This window comes from Paenibacillus cremeus, assembly GCF_007786445.1.
Lineage (GTDB): Bacteria > Bacillota > Bacilli > Paenibacillales > NBRC-103111 > Paenibacillus_G > Paenibacillus_G cremeus.
In genome coordinates this window covers 24471-49287 of the sequence record NZ_VNJI01000014.1, presented here as the reverse complement: position 1 = coordinate 49287, position 24817 = coordinate 24471, and the positions used below count along the sequence as shown (strand labels likewise).

The window sequence follows — 24817 nt, the reverse complement described above, 5'->3', positions numbered from 1 at the left end:
CAATAGGAGTGATTGAAATGCAAACCCCCGCTTATCCGAAAATGACGACGGCTATTCCATCGTCCCTCGCACGATTGCCGGAGCTGGCCTACAACCTGTGGTACAGCTGGAATCCCAGCGCTCAAGCGCTCTTTTCCCGCATCCATCCGCAGCTGTGGGAGCAGCTGCAGCACAATCCGGTACGCCTGCTGCAAGAGGTGACGTCGGAAGCGCTGGAAGCGTTCGCAAAGGATACGGCGTTCCTTCGCCAGTATGAACAGGTGCTGCAGCAATGGGATGCCTACCGTGAGGCCGGCACCTGGTTCGGCGACACCTACCCGCAGCATACGCAGCAGGCTATCGCTTATTTTTGCGCGGAGTTCGGGTTTCATGAGTCGCTTCCCATCTATTCCGGCGGGCTGGGTATCCTCGCAGGGGATCACTGCAAATCGGCCAGCGACCTGGGCATTCCGTTCATTGGCATCGGTCTGTTATATAAAAAAGGCTACTTCAAGCAGCGCATCGATGCAGAAGGCGGGCAGCAGGCGGAATATGTCACCTATGATTTCACCAAGCTGCCGATTCTCCCTGTCTATGCTCCGCGGACGAAGGCGGCGAACGAAGAAGCCGAGCAGCTGACGGTAGCTCTTCAAGTGTCCGACCGGACCGTGAAGCTTAAGGTGTGGGCCGCTGAGGTCGGCCGAATTCGCGTCTATCTGCTGGATGCAGATGTCGAGGGCAACAGCCCTTGGGACCGCGAGCTGACCGCTCAGCTGTACGGGGGCACCCAGGACACGCGGATTGCGCAGGAGATCGTGCTCGGCATCGGGGGCATCAAGGCGCTGCGGGCGCTGGACATTCCGGTCGGCGCATATCATATCAATGAAGGCCACGCCGCCTTCCTCACGTTCGAGCGCCTGCGCGAGCAGCTGGATCAAGGGCTGCCGTTTCATGTCGCGCTGGAGCTGGTGCGTGCCAGCACGGTGTTCACGACGCATACCCCGGTACCCGCCGGGCATGATGCGTTTCCAATGCCGATGTACGAGTATTACTTTCGCGGCTTTTTTCCAGGGTATGAAGCACAACGGGACACGTTCACGCAGCTTGGCTATGACCCGGATAAAAATCTGTTCAATATGACCCATCTTGCGCTGAATACGTCGGCCATCCGAGGCGGAGTCAGCAAGCTGCACGGGCAGGTTTCGCGTGACATGTTCCGTAAATTTCACGGCAATATCGATGCCAATGAGGTGCCGATCGGACACATCACCAACGGCATCCATCTGAGCACCTGGCTTGCCCCTGAGCTTAAGGAGCTGTACGGCCGTTTTCTGCCCGGCCATTGGCAGTCTCAGCAAGCGGACCCGGAGCAGTGGAGCGCGATCGAGCACCTTCCTGCGGAATGGCTCTGGTCCGCCCATCGGCAGCTCAAAGAGAAGCTGATCCGCCACGCCCGCGAGAACTTAGCCGAGCAGTGCCGGCGCACCGGCCAATCCGCAGGGCGCATCGAGGAAGCGCAGCGAAGTCTATCCCCTGATGCGCTCACCATCGGGTTCGCCCGCCGGTTTGCGACCTATAAGCGCGCTAATCTGATCTTTAGCGACTTGAGCCGCTTGGACCGGCTGGTGAATCATCCGGAGCGGCCGATTCAGTTTCTTTTTGCCGGCAAAGCGCATCCCGCCGATCACCCTGGGCAGGAGCTGATCCGGGAGATTCACCGGGTCTCTCAGCTGGCTCCGTTTCGCGGTAAAGTCGTCGTGCTCGAAAATTATGACACCAGCCTCGCGCGTTACTTGGTTCAGGGTGTCGACGTCTGGCTCAACAATCCGCGCCGCCCCTATGAAGCCAGCGGTACCAGCGGGCAAAAGGCCGCCATGAACGGCGTCATCAACTTCAGTGTGCTCGACGGCTGGTGGGAGGAAGGCTACGACGGCACCAACGGCTGGAGCATCTATGCGAATAACGAGGCGGACTGGGAGACGCAGGAACGGGAAAATAAAGAATCCATCTATCAGCTGCTGGAGCACGAAATTGCCCCGCTGTATTATCAGGAATCTCCGGTGCCGACACCGTGGGTGAGCCGGATGAAGCGTTCGATTCAGACGCTTGCTCCGAAGTACAACACGGATCGGATGGTGATGGATTATACGAACGACACCTACCTCCCTTCCTTGCGGCGAACGGAACATCTGTCTGCCGACGCCTTTGCGGAAGCCACGAAGGTAGCCGATTACAAGCGGTTCATTCAGCAGCACTGGCATAAGGTGCGGATTATTGAGGTAAACGACGGCACCTCTGCCCGACAGCCGGCACTACCGGTCGATCGGCTCAAGGACGTAACAGCCACGGTCAAATTCGGTCCGGTCTGGTTCAAGGATACCGCTGTCGAGCTGCTGTATTATGAAGAGCATCCGGATGCCTGGCGGCAGGTGATCGTCACCATGGAGCCGGCTCGCCAGCTCGACGACAGCTCTGTCATTTATCATGCGATGATTCCCGCGCATCTGAAGCACGGCCCGCATTTCAGCGTCCGCGTCCTTCCGATCAGCGAAAACTTCGCGCGCCGCTTCGAGCTGCCGCTCGTCACCACGTTCTAAAGCCATGCCGCCTCGTTTCTTCGGGGCGGCATTGTTTTATTTTCCAATATTGATTAATATGAAGATAGCGGATTTTGTCAGATTTGCAAATCTAGACGAGCGGTGATACGGATGTTGTGGAATGAAGCTTTAGCAAGTGAGCAGGTTGTGCCCCGCATGAGCTGCCACCTGATCCTTGTCGGCGAAACGAAGGAAGCCCAGCCGTTTTGCTTCGAGGATGACTTCACGGTCCTCAAAGTGGACGAAACGGGGATGGCGGTTTCACTCGAGTACTCGTCCGTCAACCCCTTGGAGAAGCTGCACCATGTGAGCTTTATTGAATTTTCTTTTCGCAAGCGGGGTATTCTGTATTATGCTTTTGTCGACTTGCTGAATTTGGAAGTGAAGCGCAGCGTATGCACCTTAACCCTCTCCTCTCCGTTCGAGCTGAACATGAAAGAGGATCGGGTATTTACCCGCACTACGCTCCCGGCTCGAACCCCCGTGACCTGCCGGATTACCGGTGCCCGCGGCAGCTTGAGTCAGCAGAGCGTCGCTTTTTCCGGACAAATTTTGGATATCGCAGGCGGCGGACTTTCGTTTATTACGAACACTCGCGTTTTATGCGCCTTGTATTTGGAATTATCCTTCGTACTCCCTAGCGTGAATCATACCTTTACGGTTTATGGCGAGGTGCTGCGGGTCACGCACTTCAGCTGCGATTCCTATCGGGTAGCGGTTCAGTTTCGCCATTTGCCCGAAAGCCTGTTTCACCAGATCGATGCATATTGCTCATCCGCCTCTGAGACTTCTCGGGGCTAACGATAGTATTGCTTATCCGGCATCGGCTGCACGACTGCACCGCTGCCACTCTACTCTTAGGAGGATAACCGTTGAAATATAATGTGGTTCACCGCGGCGACGAGACTTCCATTCAATTGATGAATACATTTCATCAGCTTATCGGGCAGCACGGGCTGATTCTCGATGAAGCCTCCCCCGACATTGTGCTTTCTATCGGCGGCGATGGGACGCTGCTGCACGCTTTTCACCAATATAAAACTCAGCTGGAGCATATCGCGTTCGTCGGGATTCATACGGGGCGGCTCGGTTTCTTTGCCGACTGGAAGCCGGATGAAGTGGAGCTGCTGGCGGAATTGATGGGCGAGAGCGCTAAGCAGAACGACCTTCGCGTGGTCAAGTACCCGCTGGTCGAGATTCAAATTACGACGGCGCAAGGGATCGAAACGGAGCTGGCGCTCAACGAATTCACGCTCAAGGGCGTAGATGCAACGCTGGTGGCGAAGCTGCACATCAACGACGAGCTGTTCGAAACGTTCCGCGGCGACGGCATCTGTATTTCAACGCCTTCCGGCAGTACGGCTTATAACAAGAGCTTGGGCGGAGCCATGGTGCACCCGTCCCTGGATGCCATCCAGATTGCCGAGATCGCGTCGATCAATAACCGTGTGTACCGTACGCTAGGTTCGCCGATTTTACTGCCGAAGCATCATCACTGCGACATTTATCCGCGCGCGAACCAGAACATTTTGCTGTCGCTCGACCACCTGTACATGCAGCGCAACGACATCATCTCGATTCGCAGCCTGGTCGCCGCCGGTAAAAAGGTGAAGTTCGCCCGCTTCCGTCCGTTCCCGTTCTGGAGCCGCGTGCGCGAGGCGTTCATCGGGTACGAGAACGATTTGAAGTAGTTGTGGATTGACCGTTCGTCCTGGGATTCGCTCGGGGCGGACGGCTTTCTTCGTTGAGGCAGCAGCGGCGTGGGGGCGCGCGGCGGCAGGGTGCTAGCGGAACTGTGTTCCGCTATTTGGGGGTTTTGGCGGAGCCGGGGCGGCTTAGCGGAACTATGGACCGCTATTTGGGCTGAAAGTCGCGCGAGGCGAGCGGGTTTGATGTTTTAACGGAACTCAGTTCCGTTAGGGGCTGGTTTTGGTGGGTTTGGGGCGAAATAGCGGAATCCAGTTCCGCTAGGGGTGCTGGGCGGTCGGAGGCGAGGCTAATCCCCAAGAGCGATGGCGGGCAGCGCAAAAAAGCAAGAGCCCCTGCGGGCTCTTGCTGCGTAGACCTCCTGCCACTATGCAGAAGGAGACGAATGCTTCGGCTTGGACGAGCCTTGGCCTTGGCTCTGGTTCTGACCTTGACCTTGGCCTTGATTCTGGTGCGGCTTATGGTGCCGGCCGCCGGACGAGCCGCCTTGATGCGGCTTCTGCGACTGACCCTGGTGCGAGCGATGGTGCGTCTTGTGGCCGGAGCCCCGGTGACCGCCCCCACCCCCGCCCTCGCCTCTGCCTCCCTGCTGCGCATGCGACTGCTGGCCATGTCGTTCATGCCGCTCGCCGCCCTGGGACTTCTGCTGCCCTGACGAGGCACCTCCGCCATGCGATGCTTGTCCTCCAGCGTGCCTGCCCTCGTGACTTCTTGCTGGAACCGCGGAAGCATGTACCGCCGCCGGCTGCTCCTGCGGGAGCTCGACATCCAGCATCAAGTCGTCCTCGGAGATTGGCAGCAGTTCACCGTGCTCCCCTTGCTTGTTCGGCACCTTCTCAATGATGAAGTAAGCACAGCCAAAATTGCAGTATTCATTCAAATAATCCTGCAGCGTCGAGAACATCGAATCCTTCGTCGCCTTCGGATGGGTATCCTTAAAAAATCCGCGCAGCCGCAGCTGGCTGTATCCCCAGTCCCCTACGATGTAATCGTAGCGATCCAATACTTCACTGTACCGGTCACGGAAGGCTTCAGGGCGCCAGCCGTTTTTATGATCGATCAGCACTTCGTAGGTTCTGCCCGCAATATGAATCAATGTAACTGCCCCCCCCCATGATTACGACTGCTGCGCTGATTGCACCTGATCATGCGCATGATATGAGCTGCGTACCAAAGGCCCGGACTCGACGTGTCGGAACCCTCGTTTCTGGCCTTCTTCCTTCAGCTCCGCAAATTGCTCCGGCGTGTAATACTTCGTCACCGGCAAATGATTCACGCTGGGCTGCAAATACTGGCCAATGGTCATGATATTGCAGTCCACCGCCCGCAAGTCGTCCATCGTCTGCAAAATCTCGTCCCACTCTTCCCCCACGCCCAGCATAATGCTGGATTTGGTCGGGATTGAAGGCGCGATGCGCTTGGAGCGCTCCAGCAGCTCCAGCGAGCGGCCGTATTTGGCTTTGGCCCGCACCTTGTCGGACATCCGCTCCACCGTTTCCACGTTGTGGTTCAAAATATCCGGCTTCGCCGCCAGCACCACCCGAAGCGATTCCTCGCTGCCTTGAAAATCCGGAATCAGCACCTCTACCCCGGTGAACGGGTTGCGGCGTCGGACCGCGCGGATCGTCTCGGCAAAAATCATCGCCCCGCCGTCCTGCAAATCATCCCTCGCCACCGACGTGACGACCGCATGGCGAAGTCCCATTTGCTCGACGGCCTCTGCCACGCGTTCCGGCTCCTGAAGATCCAGCTCGGTCGGCAGTCCCGTGTTCACAGCGCAAAACCGGCAAGCCCGCGTACAAATATCGCCGAGTATCATGAACGTCGCCGTCCGATTCGTCCAGCACTCATGTATGTTCGGGCATTTGGCCTCCTCACAGACGGTGTGGAGTGTTTTGCCGCGCATCATATTTTTTAACTCTTTATAGTTGTCCCCTGTGGTTAGTTTGATCTTCAGCCAATCGGGTTTTCGTTCGATAGGTCGAGTAGCCATAGATGCTTCCCCGCTTTCTTCTTATTGCTTTTAAATACTACGCATAGCGTTATTATATCATGAATGCGCGAACAATCCAGCCGGAGAAAAAGACTCCGCCTCTGCTTCTCGTCTGCCATCATAAAATGTGGTAAACTATCTTTGGACAACGTTCCCAGTTATTCCACTTACATTTGTTATTCAAAATCCGCATCTTTCAGAAACCGGAGGAATGGGCTGTATGCAATTAGAGCATATTTTGAAGCTGGTATCATCCGGCGATTTGGATATTTCAGAGGCGAAGAAGCTGCTGGAGGAAACCGCCAAGACGGAGGCGCCTGCTGGTCAAGCCATCGACGATTCATTAGGGTACGCGCAGCTCGATACACAGCGGGCGAAGCGCACGGGCTTTCCGGAGGTCATTTTTGGCGAGGGGAAAACGGCAGAGCAAATTGCGGCGATTTTTGAACGCCTGATGGCACAAACGGACCGCGTGCTGGCTACACGGGTAAGCGCTGACAAAGCCGCCTACGTGCTGGACAAGGTGCCGGGAGCGACCTACCGGGCGGATGCCCGGGCGCTGATCTGGCTTCGTGAGGATGTGAAGCCTGCAATGAGCGGCGACTATATCGCAGTCGTCTGCGCAGGCACATCGGACGTGCCGATCGCCGAAGAAGCGGCTGTGACCGCTGAAGTGATGGGCTGCCGCGTGGAGCGTATCTTCGACGTGGGCGTGGCGGGTATTCATCGGCTGTTCCGGCGTCTGCCGGTCATTCGCGGAGCGAGCGCCATCGTTGTCGCGGCTGGCATGGAAGGCGCGCTGGCCAGCGTGATGGGCGGGCTAGTTTCCGTACCCGTCATCGCGGTTCCGACCAGCATCGGCTACGGCGCCAGCTTTAACGGCATCGCGGCGCTGCTCTCGATGCTTAACTCCTGCTCTCCCGGCATTTCGGTCGTCAATATCGACAACGGCTTCGGGGCCGGCTATAACGCTGCACTTATCCTTAAAAATCAATTAAAGAGGGATGAACAAGCATGAAGGTACTATACTTGGACTGTTTCTCCGGGATTAGCGGCGATATGACGCTGGCAGCCTTGGTGGATGCCGGTGCGGACCGCACTTATATTGAAGACGAGCTGAGCAAAATCCGAATCGAGCCGTTCTCCCTCGAGTGGAAGCGCGTGAACAAACGCGGCATTTCCTCGATGAAAATGGATGTCGTGCTCGACCCGAATTCGCCGCCCAAGCATCACCGTCATTACTCGGAAATTGTGGAGCTCATCCACCATGCCGGCTTTAACGAGCGGGTGGTGAAGCTAAGCCTGGCGATTTTTGAAAAAATCGCCGTTGCGGAAGCGAAAATCCACAACACGCCGATTGACCGTGTGCACTTCCATGAAGTCGGCGCGATCGACTCCATCGTCGACGTGATCGGTGTTGCCCTGGCGATCGACTCGCTGGGTGTGGAGAAGATCATTAGCTCCCCAGTGCCGCTGGGCTCCGGTACGGTCCGCTGCGACCATGGCATCTATCCCGTTCCCGCTCCGGCCACGCTGGAGATGATGCGCGGGCTGCCTGTCGCACCGACGCCTTACACGATGGAAATGACAACGCCGACCGGTGCGGGCATCGTGTCCGGGCTGGCGGACGAATTCGCTAAAGGCCTGCCGCCGATGATCGTCGAGACGATCGGGTATGGCGCCGGCACCCGGGATTTGCCGAATCAGCCGAACGTGCTGCGTGCCGTGGTTGGACAGCTGGATCCATTTTTGAATAAATGGCAGGTGCCGCCGCAGGATTTCCAGCACAGCCATGATCATGCACACCACCATGCGCCGGATCACCATCACCATCATGAACACGATCATGGGCATCATCACGATCATGACCACCATCATGAGCATGGACATCATCACGACCATAACCACCACCATGAGCATGGACATCATCACGACCATGACCACCACCATGAGCATGGACACCACCACGACCATGACCATGACCATGAGCACGGACATCACCATCACGAGCATGAGCACGACCATAAGCACCATGATCATGACCACAATCACGATCATGCGCACAACCATAAGAACGAACGGTTCAAGATGATTCATCCGAAATCAGGCGACGGGCCGGATCATCACCATCCGACGATCCGGCAATAAGCCCGACGCACAGCAAAAAAAGCGGTCCCCCTCGGGTGTACTGACCCCTGTTTATTAGACAGGATCAGTCCACCCAGCGGAACCGCTTTTTCTTTTTCCCTACCCTTCGTTCACTCGCTCCTCCAAAAACTTGCGCCGCACCTCGTCATACACCTGCTTCAGCGGAACGCCATGCGTTTTGGCTGCCTGCTCGCACTCCTTGAATTCCGGCGCAAACTGCACCAGCTTCCCTTGGTGGAAGCCGGCTTTGACGTGAATCGTCCCCCACGCCGTCTCTACCTCGTAAAACTCCCGGCCGAGCCGGTGGACTGAAGCCCGCAGATAGCGAAGCCCCAGCGTCGTCGTCTCCCGAAAAATAATGTCCTCCATCCGCCCCGAAGCCGCTTCATCCACGAGTACGTTGAGCATGACGCCTGGACGGCCTTTTTTCATAATAATCGGCACCCAGTACACATCATTCGCTCCCTCAGCAAAGAGCAAATCGGACACGTAAGAGCAATATTCCGGGTTCATATCGTCAATATTGGCCTGCAGCAGCAGCATTCCATCATCTATATGTTCGTCGCGGTGTTCGAACGCCATGGACATCCCCTCCACCTGCATCATATCAAAATCAAGCCGGGATAAAAAGGGAATCCGCAGTACATGCTATCCGTATCAGACAATCGTTGGGACACTCATCAAGGAGGAACCAGTTCATGGCTGCATTCCCACCACGAATGCTCGTCGCTGCGCTGAGCGGTCTACTGCTAGCGTGCGGCGTCTGTTCTCCATTTTGCACTCAGGCAACGGCGGCGGAAGCTGACCTTCAGGCCCCTGCCTCAAAGCAAGCGAAAGCCAAAGCGCCTACACCTGCGCCCGCTAAACCAAAAGACCCGAGCGGAATCAAAGCGGTGTTTGCGGAGCGAAAAGATTTGTTCGATAAGGTCAGCGCGCTGACCGGCCTGCCGTGGTACTATCTAGCGGCGATCGACCAATATGAGCGAACCATCAATCTGGCCAAAAAACGTCCGGCGCCGGAAGGGATTGTGGCCATTTATTTTACCGAGCTGCGCTGGTGCGGCATGATGAATCCGGATCACGAGGACCAAAACATCCAAAGCATCGCCTTATTCGGCGGCATCGGACGCGACGGCTCGGGGGACGGGCTCGCGGATCGCAGCAACGATCTGGACCGGCTGTACACGATGGCGATGTATTTGCTCAAACGGGGCAGCGCGGAGGAAGATTTGCGCATCGGCTTGTGGGAGTATTATCAAAACACCCGCAGTGTGGAACGGATTCAGGAATTTGCCCAAATCTACGCAAAATTCGATACGCTGGATCTGCACGAGCACTGCTTCGTCATGCCGCTCACCTCAGACTACACGTACCGCAGCACTTGGGGAGCAAGCCGGGGCTGGGGAGGCTACCGCATTCACGAGGGCACGGATTTGTTCGCCAGCCACGGCATCCCCGTGCGCAGCGCGACCTACGGCATCATTGAAGTGATGGGCTGGAATCCGTACGGCGGCTGGCGCGTCGGCATTCGAGATTTAAACAATGTGTACCACTATTACGCGCATTTGTCCGGTTTCAATAAAAAGGAGGTCAAGCAAGGTGACATCGTCAAGCCCGGCCAAGTGATCGGCTGGGTCGGCAGCTCGGGCTACGGCAAGCCGGGAACCTCCGGCAAATTCCCGCCGCACCTGCATTACGGGCTGTACCGCGACAACGGCTTAACCGACTGGTCATTCGATCCGTACCCGCATTTGCGCAAGTGGGAGCGCGAGGAACGGATGCGCCGCAGCAAAAAATAAACGCCAAGGCAATGAAGTGGTAGCCGATAAACAGGAAAACCCCGCCGGCGCTGTACAGCGCCGAAACGGGGTTTATTTTTTTTCCGCAGCGTTCGGGGTGGTGCTGGTGCTAGGAGCCGGCGTGACATGCGGCAGCGCGATGCCTGGAGGCGGGGTGTTCTGCCCGACCGAATTGCCTTTTCCGTCAAAATAGTACGACGGCACATCCCCCACCACGAGAGAATACGAGATCGGCAGCTCCGTCTCGACCATCTCGGTTTCGGAGTCGAAAGGGATAATGACGCTAACCTCCACCGTAATGCGGACGTACACCTCGACCATGATCATGTTGATTCCGGCATTCTGGTACCTCGTGTTCAAGTCGACCTTCGCCGCGCCGGCCGGTACGAGACGGATCGGGATATCCGGCCCGAAGGACGCCAGCAGCGGGCTGTTCATGGCCTGACCGAGCGGAATATGCTCTGGGACCTGCTCGAGCTTTTGCAGCTGATTTTTGACAATCTGGATCGTGTCAGCCGTAATTTTCATATGCTCCGCATAGTTGAGCGAAAAGCCGTTGATTTTGCCGTTGCGGTCCAGGCGCCAATCGATCAGCTTCTCGAAATTCGTCGTCTCCGCGATGCGTTCGGAGATGGCCGTGTTGATGGAGTCCGTAGCGATCTGCTTCAGCCGGATGCGGGCCAAGTTCGTGAGCGGCTCTTTCAGGTTTTTATCGATGTAAATGTACCCCTGCATAAAAAACAGCAGCAGGATGACCAGCGCGATGAGGATATTCCGTCTCACCCGGTTTTTGCCCGTCGGGCCGCTTCTCCATCGGCGTTTTTTCAGCACGTGCGCGCCTCCCTCCACTGGTGCATGGCCATGCCATCGTTACAGCATATGCGGCTTGGCCGGACATCATCACCCCTTTTGGGTGGAGGAGGCTGGATAGCATACCGAGCAAAAAGGCGACCCTTGGTGCAGGCCGCCTTGCACTATTTTATACTAGCGAGATTTTCTGGCCTTTCTTCGCGCTCTCGATCGCCCCGAACACCATCGCCATGCTCTTGATGTTGTCCGTGCACACCGTTTCGGCCGGCCGGCTTTCTTCGAGTGAAGCGAACATTTCGTCGAGGCAGCCCTTGTGCCCCTCTTGTCCGCTCCACGTGACGGGCACCTCAATTCGCTTGTACGGCAGGTGAAACGCAGGCTCCGCCGCCTCATCCACTACCTCGCAGACCGGATCCGTGCCGCCTGCCCACATCGCCGTCCCTTTCGTCCCGATCACGCGCCAATCCGCCTCCCACGGCGTTCGGAAGCCTTCAGCGCACCAAGAGCCGCGGTAGCAGAAGACCGAGCCGTCGCTCATCTCATAGATGCAGATCGCCGACGCGTTGCCTTTGTACCAGGAGCCCGGCGGGTTGAACTCGTGGCAGTACACCGAGACCGGATCCGCCCCGGTAATAAACCGTGCCTGATCAAACGTATGGATGGCCATATCCAGGATCAGCGGACTGTCCATCAGGTCGCGGAAGCCGCCGAAATGCGCCCCGATAAAAAAGTCCGCATGCACGGTGCCCACCGTTCCAATCGTACCCGCCTTGATCGTCTCCCGCAGGGCGCGGATCCGCGGCAGATAGCGGCGATTCTGCATCACGGCAAACTGCTTGCCGGTCTGCTGTGCGAGCGCCACCAGCTCCCTGGCCTCGTCCATGTTCGCGGCCATCGGCTTTTCGCCGAATACGTTGCAGCCGTGCCGCAGCGCCGTCGTGACGACCTGCTTATGACTCTCGGGAATCGTGATGTCGAAGACGAGGGTCGCCCCCGTGCTTTCCAGCGCCTGTCCCAGGTCGGTAAACACGGGAACATCCAGGCTGTACCGTTCCGCCATAGCCCGGGCGCTCTCCTCCCGAATATCCACGAGACCGACGATTCGGGTGTCCTCTCGCTTCGTGGCGTACTCCACCCAGGTTCTAGCCATACTGCCGCAACCCGCTACAACGACGTTATGCTTGCTCAATGGGCTCATTGTTTTACGCCCCACCTTCCAAGATATTGTTGATCTATTCCTATCTTAGCTGCTTTTCCACACGAATTCATTATTCGATTTGGCCGAAAATGGATTCGATTGTGCTCTTTACAAAACAAATAGCCCGGCTAACGCCGAGCGCACGTTTTTTCCATTTGGGTGCCATACGATTACGCGTTCAGCCTCGGCTGGACGTCCACCTTGGACACGCCTAGAGCGAGGTGATCCCACAGCAGCTTTTCCAGCACTTCGCACTGCTCCACTGGGCACTGGATGAGCAGCACGGTTTCGGAGGTGATCGGTTTGTTTTCAAGATGCTTCCGTTTCAGCCATAACCACTTGCCGAAGTAACCAATGAGGCAGCCGCTTAATGCACCGATAATGCCCCAAATAATCGGCCCCCACGCCAGCACGAAACCATAAATCGCCCCGAGCAGCATCCCCACGGTACCGAGAATCGCGCCCAAATCGACCATACTGAACCCATCCGCATGATGCAGCGAATCGGATATGACGCGGGGCTCGCTCCGTTTATTTAGGGGAACCGCCAAAATGTGCTGCTTCGTAATGCCTCTTTTTTCTACTTCCGCGATCACGAGTTCCAGAAAAATGGTCTGCTCAAAGGTGGCCACGATATACACAGCTTCCACTCCATACTAGATTGGCATTTGAAACTGAGGCGATTGATACTGCTGCTTCAGATGCTGGACTTGCTCCAGCTCAAACAGCTTGTTGGATTCTACCGTCGACACATAGGCATCGTAAAACACGAAGCATAGAATGGAGGGCAGGTACAGCAGCCACTGCATATCCACCGCCGCTTTGGCCCCGGCAAAATCCCCGATCATGCTCAGATTGATAGCCTCCGGGATATGTGAAAAATACATAATGGCGATCGTCCAGCCGAATAAGAAAAACCCGGTGATCATGTGGTGAATATACAAATGGCCGAGCCCCGGCACGAGCAGCGACCAGGCGAGGGCGACGAACGGAGCCTTTTTATCCAAAAAATTGATATCCCACGCGCTCATCACGCTCGGGGTCAGCTTTGCATTCTCATGATCCGCCAGCAAAAATTGCTTGTTGATATCCATCGTGGATCGATAGCCGTCCCAGATCGAGTACATATAGATGCCCACATAAATGATCAGCCAGCGCGGGTCCAGCACCTCCTTCGCCTTAGCGAAGTGGCCGGTCATCGAATACAGGATGCCGAGATTGACCTTGGCATGGGTATTGATAAACACCTCCCAGCTGATGAGAGTAAATGCCTTCGCATAGCGGTGCAGCAGCAGGTTGCCGAAGCCGGGGAAGGAAAACGCAAAAAACGTCACGACCCACGGATTGCGCAGGTGGATCTGGGTCGTAGTGAACGCGGAAATGTACGCTCGAGTTCGGCGGGGGGACACGTTGTTCTTCATGCGGTGTATACCTCGTGAGAGTGGGAACTGGTTTACGTTTCCATGGTATTTTTAAATTTCGCATTTTGGGCGGCTTTTATACGCTGAAAAATAAAACCTAGCGGCGAGTTTCTCCGCTAGGTTTTTGGGGCTGTGTTGGGTGCCGAGGCGGCAAGGTCAGGCCTACCCGTTCACCACGTTCACGGGCTGCCCGGACAAAAACGCGCGCGCGTTGTCCACCGCCGTCGCCATCAAGCGGCTGCGGGCTTCCTTCGTCGCCCAGGCGATGTGCGGCGTGATCACGCAGTTCCGCGCCGTGAGGAGCGGATTGTCCGGCGTAGGCGGTTCGACGGACAGCACATCGAGCGCTGCGCCGGCCAGCCGCCCGGCATTCAGGGCGTCGGCCAAGTCCTGCTCGTGGATCAAGGCGCCGCGCGACGTGTTGATCAGCAGCGCCGACGGCTTCATGCGCGCGATCCGCTCCGCTTGGATCAGCTTCTCGGTCGCCGGAGTGAGCGGGCAGTGGAGGCTGACGACGTCGGAGCGCGCCAGCAGCTCGTCCAGCTCCACCCACTCCACGCCCTCCACCGGCTGAGGCTTGCTGCGCCCGCTGCCCACGGCGACGACCCGCATCCCGAAGGCGCCGGCGATCTTCGCCGTCTGCAGGCCGATGCGGCCCAGGCCGATCAGGCCGAGCGTCTTGCCGGCCAGCTCGATTTGCGGCGCGCGCGTGAAGCAAAAATCGGGGCTGCGCGTCCAATCGCCGGCATGCACCGCATCGCTGTGCAGCTGCACCCGGTGGCACAGCTCCAGCAGCAGGGCGAATACCGCCTGCGCGACGGAGGTCGTGCCGTACGTCGGCACGTTGGCCACCGGAATGCCGCGTGCCGCAGCGGCAGCCGTGTCGACCACGTTGTAGCCGGTAGCCAGCACGCCAATATACTTCAGCCTCGGCAGCTCGCCGATGGTGGCTGCTGTCAACGGCGTTTTGTTCGTGAGCACGAGGTCAGCGGCTGCAGCCCGTTCCACGATCAGCTCCGGCGCGGTGCGGTCGTAAACGGCCAGCTCCCCGAGCTGACGAAGCCCATCCCAATCCAAGTCACCGGGATTGAGCGTGTACCCATCCAAAACGACAATGTTCATCGCGGCTCGCCTCCACACGAGCGTTGCGACGCAACGCCGATTAACCGGACCACACTGCGCGTACATTCGAATAAATTAAACTCCGCTTCCTCCATACAAGCCTGCAGCGAAGCCGGTCCCCGCACGATCGAGAAGCAGCCGGCAAAATGCGCATTCAGCGCCTCGCTCCCATCCCCTAAGCCGCCGGAGATAAGAATCGCGCCTTTGCCCGCTTCCTTCGCGACTTGCGCCACATGGAAGGGCAGCTTCCCGAACAAGGTTTGGCCGTCGCTTCGGCCTTCCCCGGTCAGCACCCAATCGGCTTCAGCAATCTGCTGCTTCAGGCCGGTCATTTGCTCCACCACCTCGGCTCCGGGCACGAGCTTCGCTCCGAGAGCCAGCAACGCAAAGCCAAGCCCTCCGGCAGCTCCCGCGCCCGGGTGCTCACGCAGGCTGAGGGACAGCTGCCCCTCCACCAGATCGGCATAAGCGCCAAGCGCCTGATCCAAGTGCTGGACCAGCTCGGGTGTCGCGCCTTTTTGCGGTCCGAAGATGTGTGATGCGCCTTGCGGTCCCAGCAGCGGGTTCGTCACATCGCAGGCGACGGTCAAGCGGCATTCGCCGAGGCGCGGGTCAAGGCCGGACAAATCCGCCTTGGCCAGCGTGGCCAGCTCCCGCCCGAAGCCCTCTGCAAGCGTACCGTCCCGGTCCGTGAATCTCGCACCGAGCGCGCTGAGCATGCCCAGCCCGCCATCGTTGGTGGAGCTGCCGCCAAGACCGATAACAAACTGCCGGTACCCTTGATCGAGCGCCGCTCGAATCACATCCCCCATCCCTCGGGAGGTCGTATACAGCGGATTCCGCTGCTCCGGCGCCACCATCGGCAGGCCAAAAATATTCGCCGCCTCCAGCACCACTACCGGCGCATGGCCTTCACCCATCGGGAGTACGCCGAAATACGTATCGACCGGCTCTCCCATCGGCCCAACAGCCTGTACGGCAACCGTGCTTCCATGCGTCGCTCCTACCAAAGCGTCGACCGTGCCTTCGCCTCCGTCAGCCATCGGGATGACCCGCACCTCCGCCAACGGCAGCTCTGCAAGCACGGCACGAGCCATCGTTTCGCCAACCTCTACTGCGCTCAAGCTTCCTTTATACGAATCCGGGGCGATGACGAATTTCATGATTGCCGCCCTCTCCTCTCCAGTGGGAATAGCGCTTACAAACCTAGCAGCGATTTATTGACTTTAATAACGACCTTCTTGAGCACCGTTCCGCCATCAGGACTGCAATTCGGGCGGTGCAGATCATTCGGAAATAAAATAACGAACATCCCAGGCTTCAAATAAATTTCGTTCTCATGACGTACGTCCTTGAAGAAAGCGATATCATTCTCCGCCAGCTGATTATCGATGGAAGCATGGCTCGCATCTTGACGGCCGACCACCATGAGCTCTTCACCTTGGATCAAATATTGAACATCCAAGTAAACCGCATGATGCTCCGACAGCCGCTCGGATCGAACCACTGTGTCCGGCGCCTGAACCATAGCGAACATATCGCTGCCCTGAATGTCGTAGCGTCCCAAAGCCATCGTTTCGAGATCATTCGTGCGAAGCCATTCGACCGCCTGCTGCAGTGCCGGATGGAACGCGCCTTTTTCCTGCTCCCAGTGCTGTAAATCTCCCCAAATCATCGAAGTTCACCCTTTCATTCCTAGTTGGACTTGTTCCCTTGTTTAGCATCTCGCTTTCTTGGCATTTTGTCAAAATATTCTTCAAAAAAAATAAGCTGTCGGATCGCCTAGGCGATCCGACAGCAGCATTTGAACCGTACCTCGCTCAATCGCTGGACTCACTCGAATCCGCCGCTTGGCTCGATTGCCGCGCTCTTTTTTCGAAGCATTCCAGTTCGTGGCAGTCGGAGTAGTACGTAGTGACTTTTTCCGAATCGATCGTATCGATGACCGTCATGCAGTGCTTGCAGAGAATAACACCCAGATTTAAACGACGAGCGGTGCTTTCCATGGTTTCCCCACCCTTTCCATCATCAGCTGTCCAAGCTCCACTACACGGCTGGCGTAGGCCCATTCGTTGTCGTACCACGCCAGCACTTTAATTTCACTCCCCATGACCATCATGGAAATTCCATCCACTACCGCCGATTGCGCACACCCGATATAGTCGGCCGACACCAGCGGCTCCTCCGTATAGCCCACATATGCCCCCATGCTTCCTTCCGCTGCGCTCCGGAACATCGTCCGCACTTCCTCCACGGTCGTTTCGCGGGAAACCTTCACCGTCAGGTCAGCGAGCGAGACATCCTGCGTCGGCACGCGCAATGACAGTCCCTGCACATGCGGCGCAAGATGCGGAAGCACATCCGTAAGCGCTTTCCCGAAGCCGGTCGTTGTAGGTACAATCGATTCCGTACAGGCGCGCGCTCGGCGTAAATCTTTGTGCGGATTGTCTAAGTGATTTTGATCCGACGTGTAGGAATGCACCGTGGTGATCCATCCACTTTGCACCTGGAAGGCGCGATCCAACAGATGCAGCACTGGGGCGACACAGTTCGTCGTACAGGAGGCAGCCGAGACCAAACGATGCTGCGCCGGATCGTAGGCATGGTCATTCACCCCCATCACGACGGTGAGGTCCATCGCTTGGCCCGGTGCCGTGATCAACACGCGAGCAGCCCCCGCTTGGATATGCCTCAATGCGCCCTGCCGATCGTTGAACTGCCCCGTGGCATCGATCACCAGCTCTACGCCGAGCTCGCTCCAGGGAATGCGCTCCGGCTGACGCTCGAACGTCACTTGAATGCAATGGCCGTTCAGTATCAGCTGCCCGTCGCGAACCGCAATGTCCGCGTCCCATCTGCCGTGGACCGTGTCATATTTCAGCAAATGCGCCACCGTTTCTACCGGGTAAATACAATTGATCGCCTTGAGCGGAAGCAGCGGCTCCTGCTTTGAAAAGATCGCTCGAACCAGAAGACGGCCAATCCTCCCCATCCCACTGATGCCTACACCACCTTGTACCATGCCGCGTTCTGCCTCCTTTATCGTCCTCGTCATGATTAAGATACAACATTCATAATATATTGTATACTATTATTTTATATATGACACACTATTTAATAATTTTCCATGCTTGTCACAATATTTGGTGTACTGTGTAGCATTTGTGGCGGGCGGAGTGCACTGGTGGATGGGTCGTAGGCAATGAGGCTCCAGTGGGACACACTATGGACTTCAACTACGGGGCACTATTAACCGCCCCTTATCGGAACTCAGTTCCGTTATATCGGTATTTGTGCCCCGTCGGACTCTTCTAGCGGAACTCGTTTCCGCTATTTAAGCCAAAAGACGCGCAGGGCATGCAATTTCGCTGATTTAACGGAACGTAGTTCCGCTTTATCAGTATTTTCGCCGATTGGGGCTACGTAGCGGAGCTCAGTTCCGCTACGTCCAGAAGGATCGCCATACGGCGGGGGCGGCGGGTCGGTTTGCACGGTTTGCACGGTTTGCACGGTTTGCACGGATTCCCCACTTCGCCAGGTTTGCCCAGTTTTCGCCGGCTTCCGCAGTCCGCGTGGCTTGCACAACTCCTCCGACTCCTCCGGTTCCCCGGCTTCACACGATATCGCCACTTTCCCTCGTATACCCCCCCCCTTACAAAGAACAAGCAAAAAAGAGCACTCACGGACCTTCGTCCATAAATGCTCTCTCGCCGAATCTACCGCTTACTGAACGTACGACTCGTTCTTCTGCCACGCTCCGCCTTCGTCGGTGCTGCGGTAATACAGCGTCGCGGACTGCAGCGCGCCCTTGGCCGCTTCCTCCACGGAAGCGTAGCGATTCTCCATCGAGCTGAACCGGTCGGTGCGATCGGCCCCGCGGTACGCATGGCTGAGCTCGTAAAAGTAGGAGCCCGCACTATTTTTCAAAATATGAATGCCGACGTCCTTGCCGTCAATGCTCGCCTTGAGCGTCAGCACAATTTCGTGGATCGCCTCAATGTCCGCATGCAGCTTCTCCAATTCCAATAAATTCACATCCAACCTCATGCGCCTCCTTTTCGCTTTTTTCTACAATGCCCCGCAGCGCCATTTTTATCCATGCTAATGCCCTCTCCAGCCCCTCGGTTTCCGCAAAAATTAGATATATTATCGCCTGCGACTTCGGTATAATAGAGCTATCAATGGGAACGTTGAAGTACTGCCTAATGAGGTGGAGGTCATGTCGCGAAGACAGTTTATTAAAATGCTGCTTTCCTTTGTCGGCGTCATCGCTGCGTCGCTGCTAGGGCTTTGGAAATGGCTCGGAAGAGACATCGAAGCGGCGGTCGAGCCGCCGAAGCCGATTCCTCCTGCCACTACAACACCTAACCTTGCTTCCGCCCCGGCAGCTGCTACGACGGCCACAGCTTCGACGACCGAGCCGCTGTTTTCTTTTATGATCCTCAGCGATACGCACGTCAACAGCTATGCGGCGGAGCAGAGCGACAAGCTGCGCAAAGCGCTCGATGACATTACCAGCTTCGAATCCAAGGTCGAAACGGTGCTCATCACCGGCGACATTACCGACTCCGGGACGGAATCCGACTACCGCGAGTATAACAAAATCATCAAAGACTACAGCAAAAAGCTTCCCCCGCTGCACGCCAATATGGGGAATCACGACTATTACAGCATTTGGATCGACAAGCATGGACAGTGGGACAAAGACGCGATGCCAAACGGAAAATCCGACGCACAATCCCGTAAGGCCTTCATATCTCAGTTTAAAATGGACCAAATCTACCATGATTTTTATGTGAACGGCTATCACATCATCATGCTTTCGCAAGAAGCGTACGTGCAGGAGAAGCCTGAGGTCGGCGAAGGCGCTTGGTATTCGGATGCCCAGATGGCCTGGTTTAAGCAAAAAATGGAGCCGCACAAAGACGGAAGCCCGGTGTTCGTCATGATCCACCAGCCGCTGCCGTCGATCGGTCAGGACGGTGCCACGCACCAGCTCATTCGCGCTAAAGAGTTTCGCAGCATCTTGAAGCCGTACTCGAACGTGTTCGTGTTCTCCGGCCACCGGCACGAAAATTTCCGCGCCGGACAGCATTATACCCCGGAATCGTTCCACTGGTTCCATAATGCCTCGGTAGGTCGGACCCGCAGCTTGTCGCAGAACAGTCCGCTAACCTCCCAGGGGCTCTACGTCCAAGTGTACTCGGATAGGGTTACCCTGCGTGCCCGCGAATTCATGGACCGGACCTGGATCAAAGAAGGAAACTGGAGCATTCCGCTGAAGCGCGCATAACTTGCGCACACACCAAATCGAAAAAGCTTGCCGCCTCAATCTTCATTGAGCGGCAAGCTTTTTTTAAGTACACTTTTCCAACACGCCCATCTCGAGGCACGTCTCTAGCGACAGCACCTTGACGCCCGCCCCGAACCGAATCTCGAGCCGTTCCTCGCCAACGCTCACAATCTCTCCTGGCCCAAACACGCGGTGCTGGATCTGAGCACCGACATTCAGCTCACTCCGGCTCCGAACGGCGTTGGGATTGCGGGGGGCATCCTTGCGGCGGCTTTGGCTTGCGGGCGATGTCGCTCGTGCCTTGGAAGCCTTGACAGGCTTGCCATCTGCCCCCGGCTGCCCCAGCTTCGGCTTCGCCGGAGTCGGATTCATCAAGCTGCGCACATGCGCCACGAACCGCGACTCGGCCACCTTCTCGCCATCCCGCTGCTTGTAGGTAAGCAGCTCCAGCTCCTGCTTCGCCCGCGTCATGCCGACGTAGAACAACCGGACCGCCTCTTCCATGAGCGGCTCCTCCGCCTTGTCCGCATCCTCCTTCGAGGGAATAACCCCTTCGATCAGGTCAATCATGTACACCCGCTGGAACTCCAGCCCCTTCGCGCTGTGCAGCGTAGACAAGGTCACGGCGTTCTGCGATTTCCGCTGCTTGGCGCTTTTCATCACCGACTCCAGGTACTGCAGCCGCTTGGCGAAGTCCTCCATCGTCTCGAGCGTAGTGGCTATCTCCTCGAGCGTGTTCAAAATGCCGATCAAATATTCCTTGCGGAAGCCGAGCCGCTCGCTCATCCGTTCGATCGCTTTTTCATACCCCAGCTTGCTGCGGAAGATGCGAATCGCCTCCAGCGGCGGCGCTCCTCTAAGACGCTGGAACGTCTCTTTGCACTCAAGCAGCGGCTTGCGCTGATACTCCTGCAGGTTCACCTGCTCCAGCAGCGTGTCAAATACCGAGCCCGTGCCCAGGTGAAGCTCCTTCACGGCCGCCAGCTGCTGCTTCGTAATGTAGCCGTTCAGCTTCATGTAAATTTCCTCGAGCAGGTCGACCCTTTTATCCGTATAGGTCATCCGCATGAAGTTCAGCATGTCCTTCACCACCCAGTGGGAGAAAAAGCGCACATCCGCATCCTTCATATAAAAGGGGACCCCAGCCCGATCCAGCTCGTTCATAAGCGGGATCGAGGAGGAGTTGTTGCGGTACAGCACCGCCACCTCGCGAAGATTTTCCACCTGCTGAATGTCCTGAACCAGATATTTCACCTGAAACGCATAGTCGGAAAAATCCTTGATCCGAATCGGCTTATGCGCCGGATTGCGGGTGAACATGTTTTTGTCGTAGCGATGCTTGTTGCGCTTAATGAACTGATTAGCCGTCTGCACGATCTCCTTCGAGGACCGGTAGTTCTGCTCCATGAACAAGATCACAGCCTTCGGATACGCCTCCCTGAAATTGAGCAAATACGACGGCTCCGCGCCCCGCCAAGCGTAGATCGACTGGTCGTCGTCCGCGACCACGCACAGCTTCCCATGCTCCCGCACCAACTGCTCGATGATCGCATGCTGCACCATCGATGTGTCCTGGCTCTCATCGGTCAACAAATAATCGTACCGCTCCTGATACCGGCGAAGCAGCTCCCGGTCCCGCTCCAGAATCTCTCGCCCTGCGGTGAGCATATCGTCGTAATCAAGCAGCAGCTTTCCCGTGCCTGCCCCTGCGCGCTTGAACGCTTCATATTCAGTTAAAATGCGCTCTGCCTGCTTCACCTCGCACTTGATCTCCGACCATTGCTCAGGGGGTATCAGCTTGTTTTTGATTAAGCTGATGTAGGTGGTGAGCTCGTCCATCTGGTCCTCGGTGAGGTTATCGCCAACGAGGCGTTGGTACAAGTGCCGGAGAATCAGCTTCTTCTGCAGCGGCGGCCGATCGGTCCCGGGCTCTCCTTGAGCCTCCAGCTCGAAATCGATATCCCCTTCAATGATCTGAAAGGCAGTTCTCGTCTTGCGGTAATGCTCCCGAACGACTTCGAAGGCGAGAGAGTGAATGGTGGAGAAGTCCACAGGCGGCACGTCCGGGAAAAAGCGCTTGAACCGCTCCTTCATATCCGCAGCCGACGCCCGGCTGAAGGTGACCGCCTTGATCCGCGACGGCGCCACGCCCTTCTCCTCGATGAGGTAGCCGATGCGCATAATGATCGTCGTCGTCTTCCCCGAGCCCGGAGAAGCCAAAAGAAGCAGCGCCCCCTCCGTTTGGAGCACGGCCTGCTTCTGGACTTCGTTTAGCGAAACGCCTGTTTTCTGGTGCATACGTGTGAAAAATGCTTCATTGGCTTTCATAGGTCCGTTCCTTTTCCTAGCTTTTCCGAGCAATCTACTACTTGAACTGACTCATGATAGACCTTTTTGTTCCGGTTGTCAAAAGGAATTGTCCGCCAGTGTCCCCTGCTGCGAGCTACTACGGCTGCTGCAGCATAAACCGGTACCCGATCCCCGGCTCCGTCTCGATGAACCTGGGCCTTGTCGGATCCGGCTCCAGCTTCTTGCGTAAATGGCCGATATAGATGCGCAAATAATGGCTGTCGGACTCATGGTGATGGCCGCCCCAGACCTGCTGCAGCAGCTGCCGCTGAGTAATCACCTTGCCCGCGTTCGAGGCGAGAATTTTCAGCAGCTCATACTCTGTGGGCGTGAGCTTCACCCGGTGGCCGTCCAGCTCAACGAGCCGCTGTGCCAAATCAATGACCAGCGAGCCGAAATGGAGAATCGGTTCGTCCACGGCTTTGGCCACGTGCCGCAGCGCGACACGGATCCGGGCCACCAGCTCGCCCATGCCGAATGGCTTGGTGACATAATCGTCCGCGCCGCAGTCCAGCGCCGTAATTTTATCCTCCTCACGGTCCTTGGCCGTGAGCACAATAATCGGCATCCGCGACCATTCGCGGATGCGGTGCAGCACCTCCATGCCGGGGATATCCGGCAGGCCGAGATCGAGCACGATCAGATCGGGATGGATCGTGCTGGCTTGGTACAGGCCATCTTCTCCGGTGCCTGCTTCATGAATTTCAAAGTGGTGAGCCTTCAAGCTCACCTTCAGCAGCTTCCGAATCTGCGGCTCGTCATCGATGATTAAGATGCGCGCACCGTTAGGGGTTGTCATGAGGTTCTCGCTCTCCTTCCGGAATCCAGGGATACGGCACCTGCGGCTGCTCCCCTGCCGGGAGCGTGATCGTGATGATGGTGCCCCGCTCCTGGTTCGGCTCCGCGGTGATCGTGCCGCCGTGCGCTTCCACGATGCCTTTGCAGATGGCCAGTCCGAGCCCGGTTCCCGGCACGTGACGGGTCGATTCCGCGCGATAAAATTTATCAAAAATTCGCTCCCGCTCCGAGGCGGTCACTCCTAGCCCCGAATCCGCCACCGTCATCGTAACATGCTGCGTATCCTGCTTCACCTCAATCACGATGTCGCTGTAATCGGGCGAATACTTGATGGCGTTGCTGACCACATTGACCAGCACCTGCTCCAGCAGCACCTCATCGCCCGGCAGGAATGGAACGGGCTCCGGCAGGCGGACACGAAGCTCGCGATGCTGCTGAAAATCCTTCACCTGCGACAAAACCACGCCGATCATGTCTTCTACGTCACACCATTTTTTATGCAGGGTCAGCATGCCGCTTTCCAGCTTGACCATCCCTAGCAGATTCGTGACCAGCCGATTCATCCGCAGCGCGCCGTCTCGTATGGTCGAGGCCAGCTCCAGACGGTCTTCGGAGGAGAACAGCGGCTCGCCTTCGATGAGGCCGGTCGCGGAGCCGATGATGGTAGCCAGCGGCGTGCGTAATTCGTGGGACACCGAGTCAAGCAGCGCCGTGCGGATTCGCTCAGACTCCGCGGTCAGATGCGCAAGCCTCGCTTCCTCCCCCAGCTTCACACGAGCAATGGCGCTGGCGGCCAGCCCTCCGATCGCCTCCAGCAGCCGCAGCGTATCCTGCGCTTCTCCGCCTCCCGGCTCCGGCTGGACCTCGAGATTCACAGCCAGCACGCCGTAGACGCGGCCCTCCGCCCGCAGTGGAACATAGAGCCCCGGCGATTCCCGGAGTGTGTTCGAGCCTCTTCCAGCGATCTCGCCATGGCGATAGACCCATTTGGCGATCCCCATCTCCGATTCCCCGCTTCCCCAACCGGCTTGACTGGAGGGAGCGGTTGTGACCTTCAATTCATCCGCCTCATCCGGCAAGTAAAAGATCACCTGCGCATGGATCGTTCCGGACACTTGATGGGATACGTTTTCCAGCAAAGCATGCAGGTCCGTGATCGCTGACATTTGCCGGCTGAGCGCATAGAGGGTTGCCGTAGTAGCCTCCCGCTGCTTCGATACATGGAGCTGCTGCTTCAATCGCGCTGCAAGACTTGCCGTAGATACGGCCACAGCCAGATACACGGCAAAGGAGATCAAGTACCTCAGATCGGCCACCGAAAAGCTAAGAAAGGGCGGGACAAAGAAAAAGTCAAACGCCATCACGCCCAAGCTCGCTGCATAGATCGATGGCCCCAAGCCTCCAAACACCGCGGCAAACAGAACGGGAAATAAATAGATCAGTGCGATATTCACCGTATCCAAATATACCTCAAGGCTGTGCAGAAGCAGCGTTAGTACGGCAATCGCCAGCGTCCCCCAAGCATAAGGCTTCCAATCCAAGGACTGTACCGAGCGAATCGTCTTTTCATTTTCAAGCATTTTGCCGGTTGAGCTCATTCAAG

General features: G+C 57.1%; 24 protein-coding genes. 7 read left to right on the top strand and 17 right to left on the bottom strand.

Annotation, left to right across the window (positions count from 1 at the left end; all coding sequences use genetic code 11):
• Positions 1–17 precede the first annotated feature (17 nt).
• The 3 genes from glgP (at position 18) to FPZ49_RS13265 (ending at position 4267) form a co-directional block, all read left to right on the top strand.
• Complete coding sequence (gene glgP / locus FPZ49_RS13275) at positions 18–2576, top strand: alpha-glucan family phosphorylase (RefSeq protein ID WP_261381387.1); 2559 nt, start codon at positions 18–20, stop codon at positions 2574–2576.
• Positions 2577–2687: 111 nt separating this feature from the next.
• Entirely contained in the window at positions 2688–3377 is a 690-nt protein-coding gene (locus tag FPZ49_RS13270) for a PilZ domain-containing protein (protein WP_144847383.1), read from the top strand.
• Positions 3378–3448: 71 nt separating this feature from the next.
• On the top strand, positions 3449–4267 hold the full coding sequence (locus FPZ49_RS13265) for an NAD kinase (protein WP_144847378.1): 819 nt from the start codon (positions 3449–3451) through the stop codon (positions 4265–4267).
• 383 nt (positions 4268–4650) lie between these two features.
• Here FPZ49_RS13265 and FPZ49_RS13260 read toward each other — a convergent pair whose 3' ends face one another.
• Together FPZ49_RS13260 and lipA are read right to left on the bottom strand one after the other, a co-directional pair.
• A complete protein-coding gene (locus FPZ49_RS13260) occupies positions 4651–5379 on the bottom strand; it encodes a YutD family protein (protein ID WP_144847376.1) in 729 nt (242 codons plus the stop codon).
• Between the two features lie 21 nt (positions 5380–5400).
• Positions 5401–6276 (bottom strand): lipoyl synthase, encoded by an 876-nt coding sequence (gene lipA, locus FPZ49_RS13255; protein WP_144847374.1) that lies wholly within the window; start codon positions 6274–6276, stop codon positions 5401–5403.
• 211 nt (positions 6277–6487) lie between these two features.
• On the opposite strand from lipA, the gene larB reads away from it, so the two are divergent.
• Together larB and FPZ49_RS13245 are read left to right on the top strand one after the other, a co-directional pair.
• The gene (larB, locus tag FPZ49_RS13250) at positions 6488–7294 is read left to right on the top strand and encodes a nickel pincer cofactor biosynthesis protein LarB (protein WP_144847372.1); all 807 of its coding nucleotides are present in this window, start codon (positions 6488–6490) and stop codon (positions 7292–7294) included.
• The gene (locus FPZ49_RS13245; protein WP_144847370.1) at positions 7291–8424 is read left to right on the top strand and encodes a LarC family nickel insertion protein; all 1134 of its coding nucleotides are present in this window, start codon (positions 7291–7293) and stop codon (positions 8422–8424) included. The genes larB and FPZ49_RS13245 overlap by 4 nt, the downstream gene beginning before the upstream one ends.
• 99 nt (positions 8425–8523) lie before the next feature.
• On the opposite strand, the gene larC is transcribed toward FPZ49_RS13245, so the two are convergent.
• On the bottom strand, positions 8524–9006 hold the full coding sequence (larC, locus tag FPZ49_RS13240) for a nickel insertion protein (RefSeq protein WP_144847368.1): 483 nt from the start codon (positions 9004–9006) through the stop codon (positions 8524–8526).
• A 116-nt stretch (positions 9007–9122) separates the two neighbouring features.
• Here larC and FPZ49_RS13235 point away from each other — a divergent pair, with 116 nt between their 5' ends.
• Entirely contained in the window at positions 9123–10223 is a 1101-nt protein-coding gene (locus tag FPZ49_RS13235; protein WP_261381384.1) for a M23 family metallopeptidase, read from the top strand.
• 72 nt (positions 10224–10295) lie between these two features.
• On the opposite strand, the gene yunB is transcribed toward FPZ49_RS13235, so the two are convergent.
• The 11 genes from yunB to FPZ49_RS13180 all read right to left on the bottom strand — a co-directional run bounded on the left by yunB (position 10296) and on the right by FPZ49_RS13180 (position 18809).
• Positions 10296–11054 (bottom strand): sporulation protein YunB, encoded by a 759-nt coding sequence (gene yunB / locus FPZ49_RS13230; RefSeq protein ID WP_261381383.1) that lies wholly within the window; start codon positions 11052–11054, stop codon positions 10296–10298.
• A 148-nt stretch (positions 11055–11202) separates the two neighbouring features.
• On the bottom strand, positions 11203–12222 hold the full coding sequence (locus tag FPZ49_RS13225; protein ID WP_144847554.1) for a Gfo/Idh/MocA family protein: 1020 nt from the start codon (positions 12220–12222) through the stop codon (positions 11203–11205).
• A gap of 179 nt (positions 12223–12401) precedes the next feature.
• A complete protein-coding gene (locus FPZ49_RS13220) occupies positions 12402–12872 on the bottom strand; it encodes a hypothetical protein (protein WP_144847366.1) in 471 nt (156 codons plus the stop codon).
• Positions 12873–12887: 15 nt separating this feature from the next.
• Complete coding sequence (locus FPZ49_RS13215; RefSeq protein ID WP_144847364.1) at positions 12888–13652, bottom strand: hypothetical protein; 765 nt, start codon at positions 13650–13652, stop codon at positions 12888–12890.
• Between the two features lie 162 nt (positions 13653–13814).
• Positions 13815–14774, bottom strand: coding sequence for a D-2-hydroxyacid dehydrogenase (locus FPZ49_RS13210; protein ID WP_144847362.1), 960 nt, complete (start codon positions 14772–14774; stop codon positions 13815–13817).
• Positions 14771–15937: a glycerate kinase gene (locus FPZ49_RS13205; RefSeq protein WP_144847360.1), complete on the bottom strand. Its 1167-nt coding sequence runs from the start codon at positions 15935–15937 to the stop codon at positions 14771–14773. The genes FPZ49_RS13210 and FPZ49_RS13205 overlap by 4 nt, the downstream gene beginning before the upstream one ends.
• A 35-nt stretch (positions 15938–15972) precedes the next feature.
• On the bottom strand, positions 15973–16449 hold the full coding sequence (locus tag FPZ49_RS13200) for a YhcH/YjgK/YiaL family protein (RefSeq protein ID WP_144847358.1): 477 nt from the start codon (positions 16447–16449) through the stop codon (positions 15973–15975).
• Between the two features lie 145 nt (positions 16450–16594).
• A complete protein-coding gene (locus FPZ49_RS13195) occupies positions 16595–16780 on the bottom strand; it encodes a GapA-binding peptide SR1P (RefSeq protein ID WP_261381382.1) in 186 nt (61 codons plus the stop codon).
• On the bottom strand, positions 16756–17796 hold the full coding sequence (gap, locus tag FPZ49_RS13190; RefSeq protein WP_144847356.1) for a type I glyceraldehyde-3-phosphate dehydrogenase: 1041 nt from the start codon (positions 17794–17796) through the stop codon (positions 16756–16758). The genes FPZ49_RS13195 and gap overlap by 25 nt, the downstream gene beginning before the upstream one ends.
• Before the next feature lie 308 nt (positions 17797–18104).
• Entirely contained in the window at positions 18105–18404 is a 300-nt protein-coding gene (locus FPZ49_RS13185; RefSeq protein ID WP_144847354.1) for a hypothetical protein, read from the bottom strand.
• A gap of 93 nt (positions 18405–18497) precedes the next feature.
• Positions 18498–18809 carry a hypothetical protein gene (locus FPZ49_RS13180; RefSeq protein ID WP_261381396.1) on the bottom strand — a complete coding sequence of 104 codons (312 nt, stop codon included), beginning with the start codon at positions 18807–18809 and terminating at the stop codon, positions 18498–18500.
• Positions 18810–18993: 184 nt separating this feature from the next.
• Between FPZ49_RS13180 and FPZ49_RS13175 the strand changes: the two genes are divergently transcribed.
• A complete protein-coding gene (locus FPZ49_RS13175; RefSeq protein ID WP_144847350.1) occupies positions 18994–20067 on the top strand; it encodes a metallophosphoesterase family protein in 1074 nt (357 codons plus the stop codon).
• 63 nt (positions 20068–20130) lie between these two features.
• Here the strand turns inward: FPZ49_RS13175 and FPZ49_RS13170 are convergent, their stop codons facing one another.
• The 3 genes from FPZ49_RS13170 to FPZ49_RS13160 form a co-directional block, all read right to left on the bottom strand.
• On the bottom strand, positions 20131–22395 hold the full coding sequence (locus FPZ49_RS13170) for an ATP-dependent helicase (protein ID WP_144847348.1): 2265 nt from the start codon (positions 22393–22395) through the stop codon (positions 20131–20133).
• Positions 22396–22513: 118 nt separating this feature from the next.
• Positions 22514–23215, bottom strand: a complete 702-nt coding sequence (locus FPZ49_RS13165; RefSeq protein ID WP_144847346.1) for a response regulator — start codon at positions 23213–23215, stop codon at positions 22514–22516.
• Complete coding sequence (locus tag FPZ49_RS13160; RefSeq protein WP_261381381.1) at positions 23202–24812, bottom strand: ATP-binding protein; 1611 nt, start codon at positions 24810–24812, stop codon at positions 23202–23204. The genes FPZ49_RS13165 and FPZ49_RS13160 overlap by 14 nt, the downstream gene beginning before the upstream one ends.
• Between the last annotated feature and the right edge of the window lie 5 nt (positions 24813–24817).

Excerpts from the sequence above, each read along its gene's own strand:
- glgP (WP_261381387.1), top strand. The coding sequence starts at position 18 with ATGCAAACCCCCGCTTATCCGAAAATGACGACGGCTATTCCATCGTCC.
- FPZ49_RS13270 (WP_144847383.1), top strand. The coding sequence starts at position 2,688 with ATGTTGTGGAATGAAGCTTTAGCAAGTGAGCAGGTTGTGCCCCGCATG.
- lipA (WP_144847374.1), bottom strand. The coding sequence starts at position 6,276 with ATGGCTACTCGACCTATCGAACGAAAACCCGATTGGCTGAAGATCAAA.
- larB (WP_144847372.1), top strand. The coding sequence starts at position 6,488 with ATGGGCTGTATGCAATTAGAGCATATTTTGAAGCTGGTATCATCCGGC.
- FPZ49_RS13245 (WP_144847370.1), top strand. The coding sequence starts at position 7,291 with ATGAAGGTACTATACTTGGACTGTTTCTCCGGGATTAGCGGCGATATG.
- larC (WP_144847368.1), bottom strand. The coding sequence starts at position 9,006 with ATGGCGTTCGAACACCGCGACGAACATATAGATGATGGAATGCTGCTG.
- FPZ49_RS13235 (WP_261381384.1), top strand. The coding sequence starts at position 9,123 with ATGGCTGCATTCCCACCACGAATGCTCGTCGCTGCGCTGAGCGGTCTA.
- FPZ49_RS13215 (WP_144847364.1), bottom strand. The coding sequence starts at position 13,652 with ATGAAGAACAACGTGTCCCCCCGCCGAACTCGAGCGTACATTTCCGCG.
- FPZ49_RS13210 (WP_144847362.1), bottom strand. The coding sequence starts at position 14,774 with ATGAACATTGTCGTTTTGGATGGGTACACGCTCAATCCCGGTGACTTG.
- FPZ49_RS13205 (WP_144847360.1), bottom strand. The coding sequence starts at position 15,937 with ATGAAATTCGTCATCGCCCCGGATTCGTATAAAGGAAGCTTGAGCGCA.
- FPZ49_RS13200 (WP_144847358.1), bottom strand. The coding sequence starts at position 16,449 with ATGATTTGGGGAGATTTACAGCACTGGGAGCAGGAAAAAGGCGCGTTC.
- FPZ49_RS13195 (WP_261381382.1), bottom strand. The coding sequence starts at position 16,780 with ATGGAAAGCACCGCTCGTCGTTTAAATCTGGGTGTTATTCTCTGCAAG.
- gap (WP_144847356.1), bottom strand. The coding sequence starts at position 17,796 with ATGGTACAAGGTGGTGTAGGCATCAGTGGGATGGGGAGGATTGGCCGT.
- FPZ49_RS13175 (WP_144847350.1), top strand. The coding sequence starts at position 18,994 with ATGTCGCGAAGACAGTTTATTAAAATGCTGCTTTCCTTTGTCGGCGTC.
- FPZ49_RS13170 (WP_144847348.1), bottom strand. The coding sequence starts at position 22,395 with ATGAAAGCCAATGAAGCATTTTTCACACGTATGCACCAGAAAACAGGC.
- FPZ49_RS13165 (WP_144847346.1), bottom strand. The coding sequence starts at position 23,215 with ATGACAACCCCTAACGGTGCGCGCATCTTAATCATCGATGACGAGCCG.
- FPZ49_RS13160 (WP_261381381.1), bottom strand. The coding sequence starts at position 24,812 with ATGAGCTCAACCGGCAAAATGCTTGAAAATGAAAAGACGATTCGCTCG.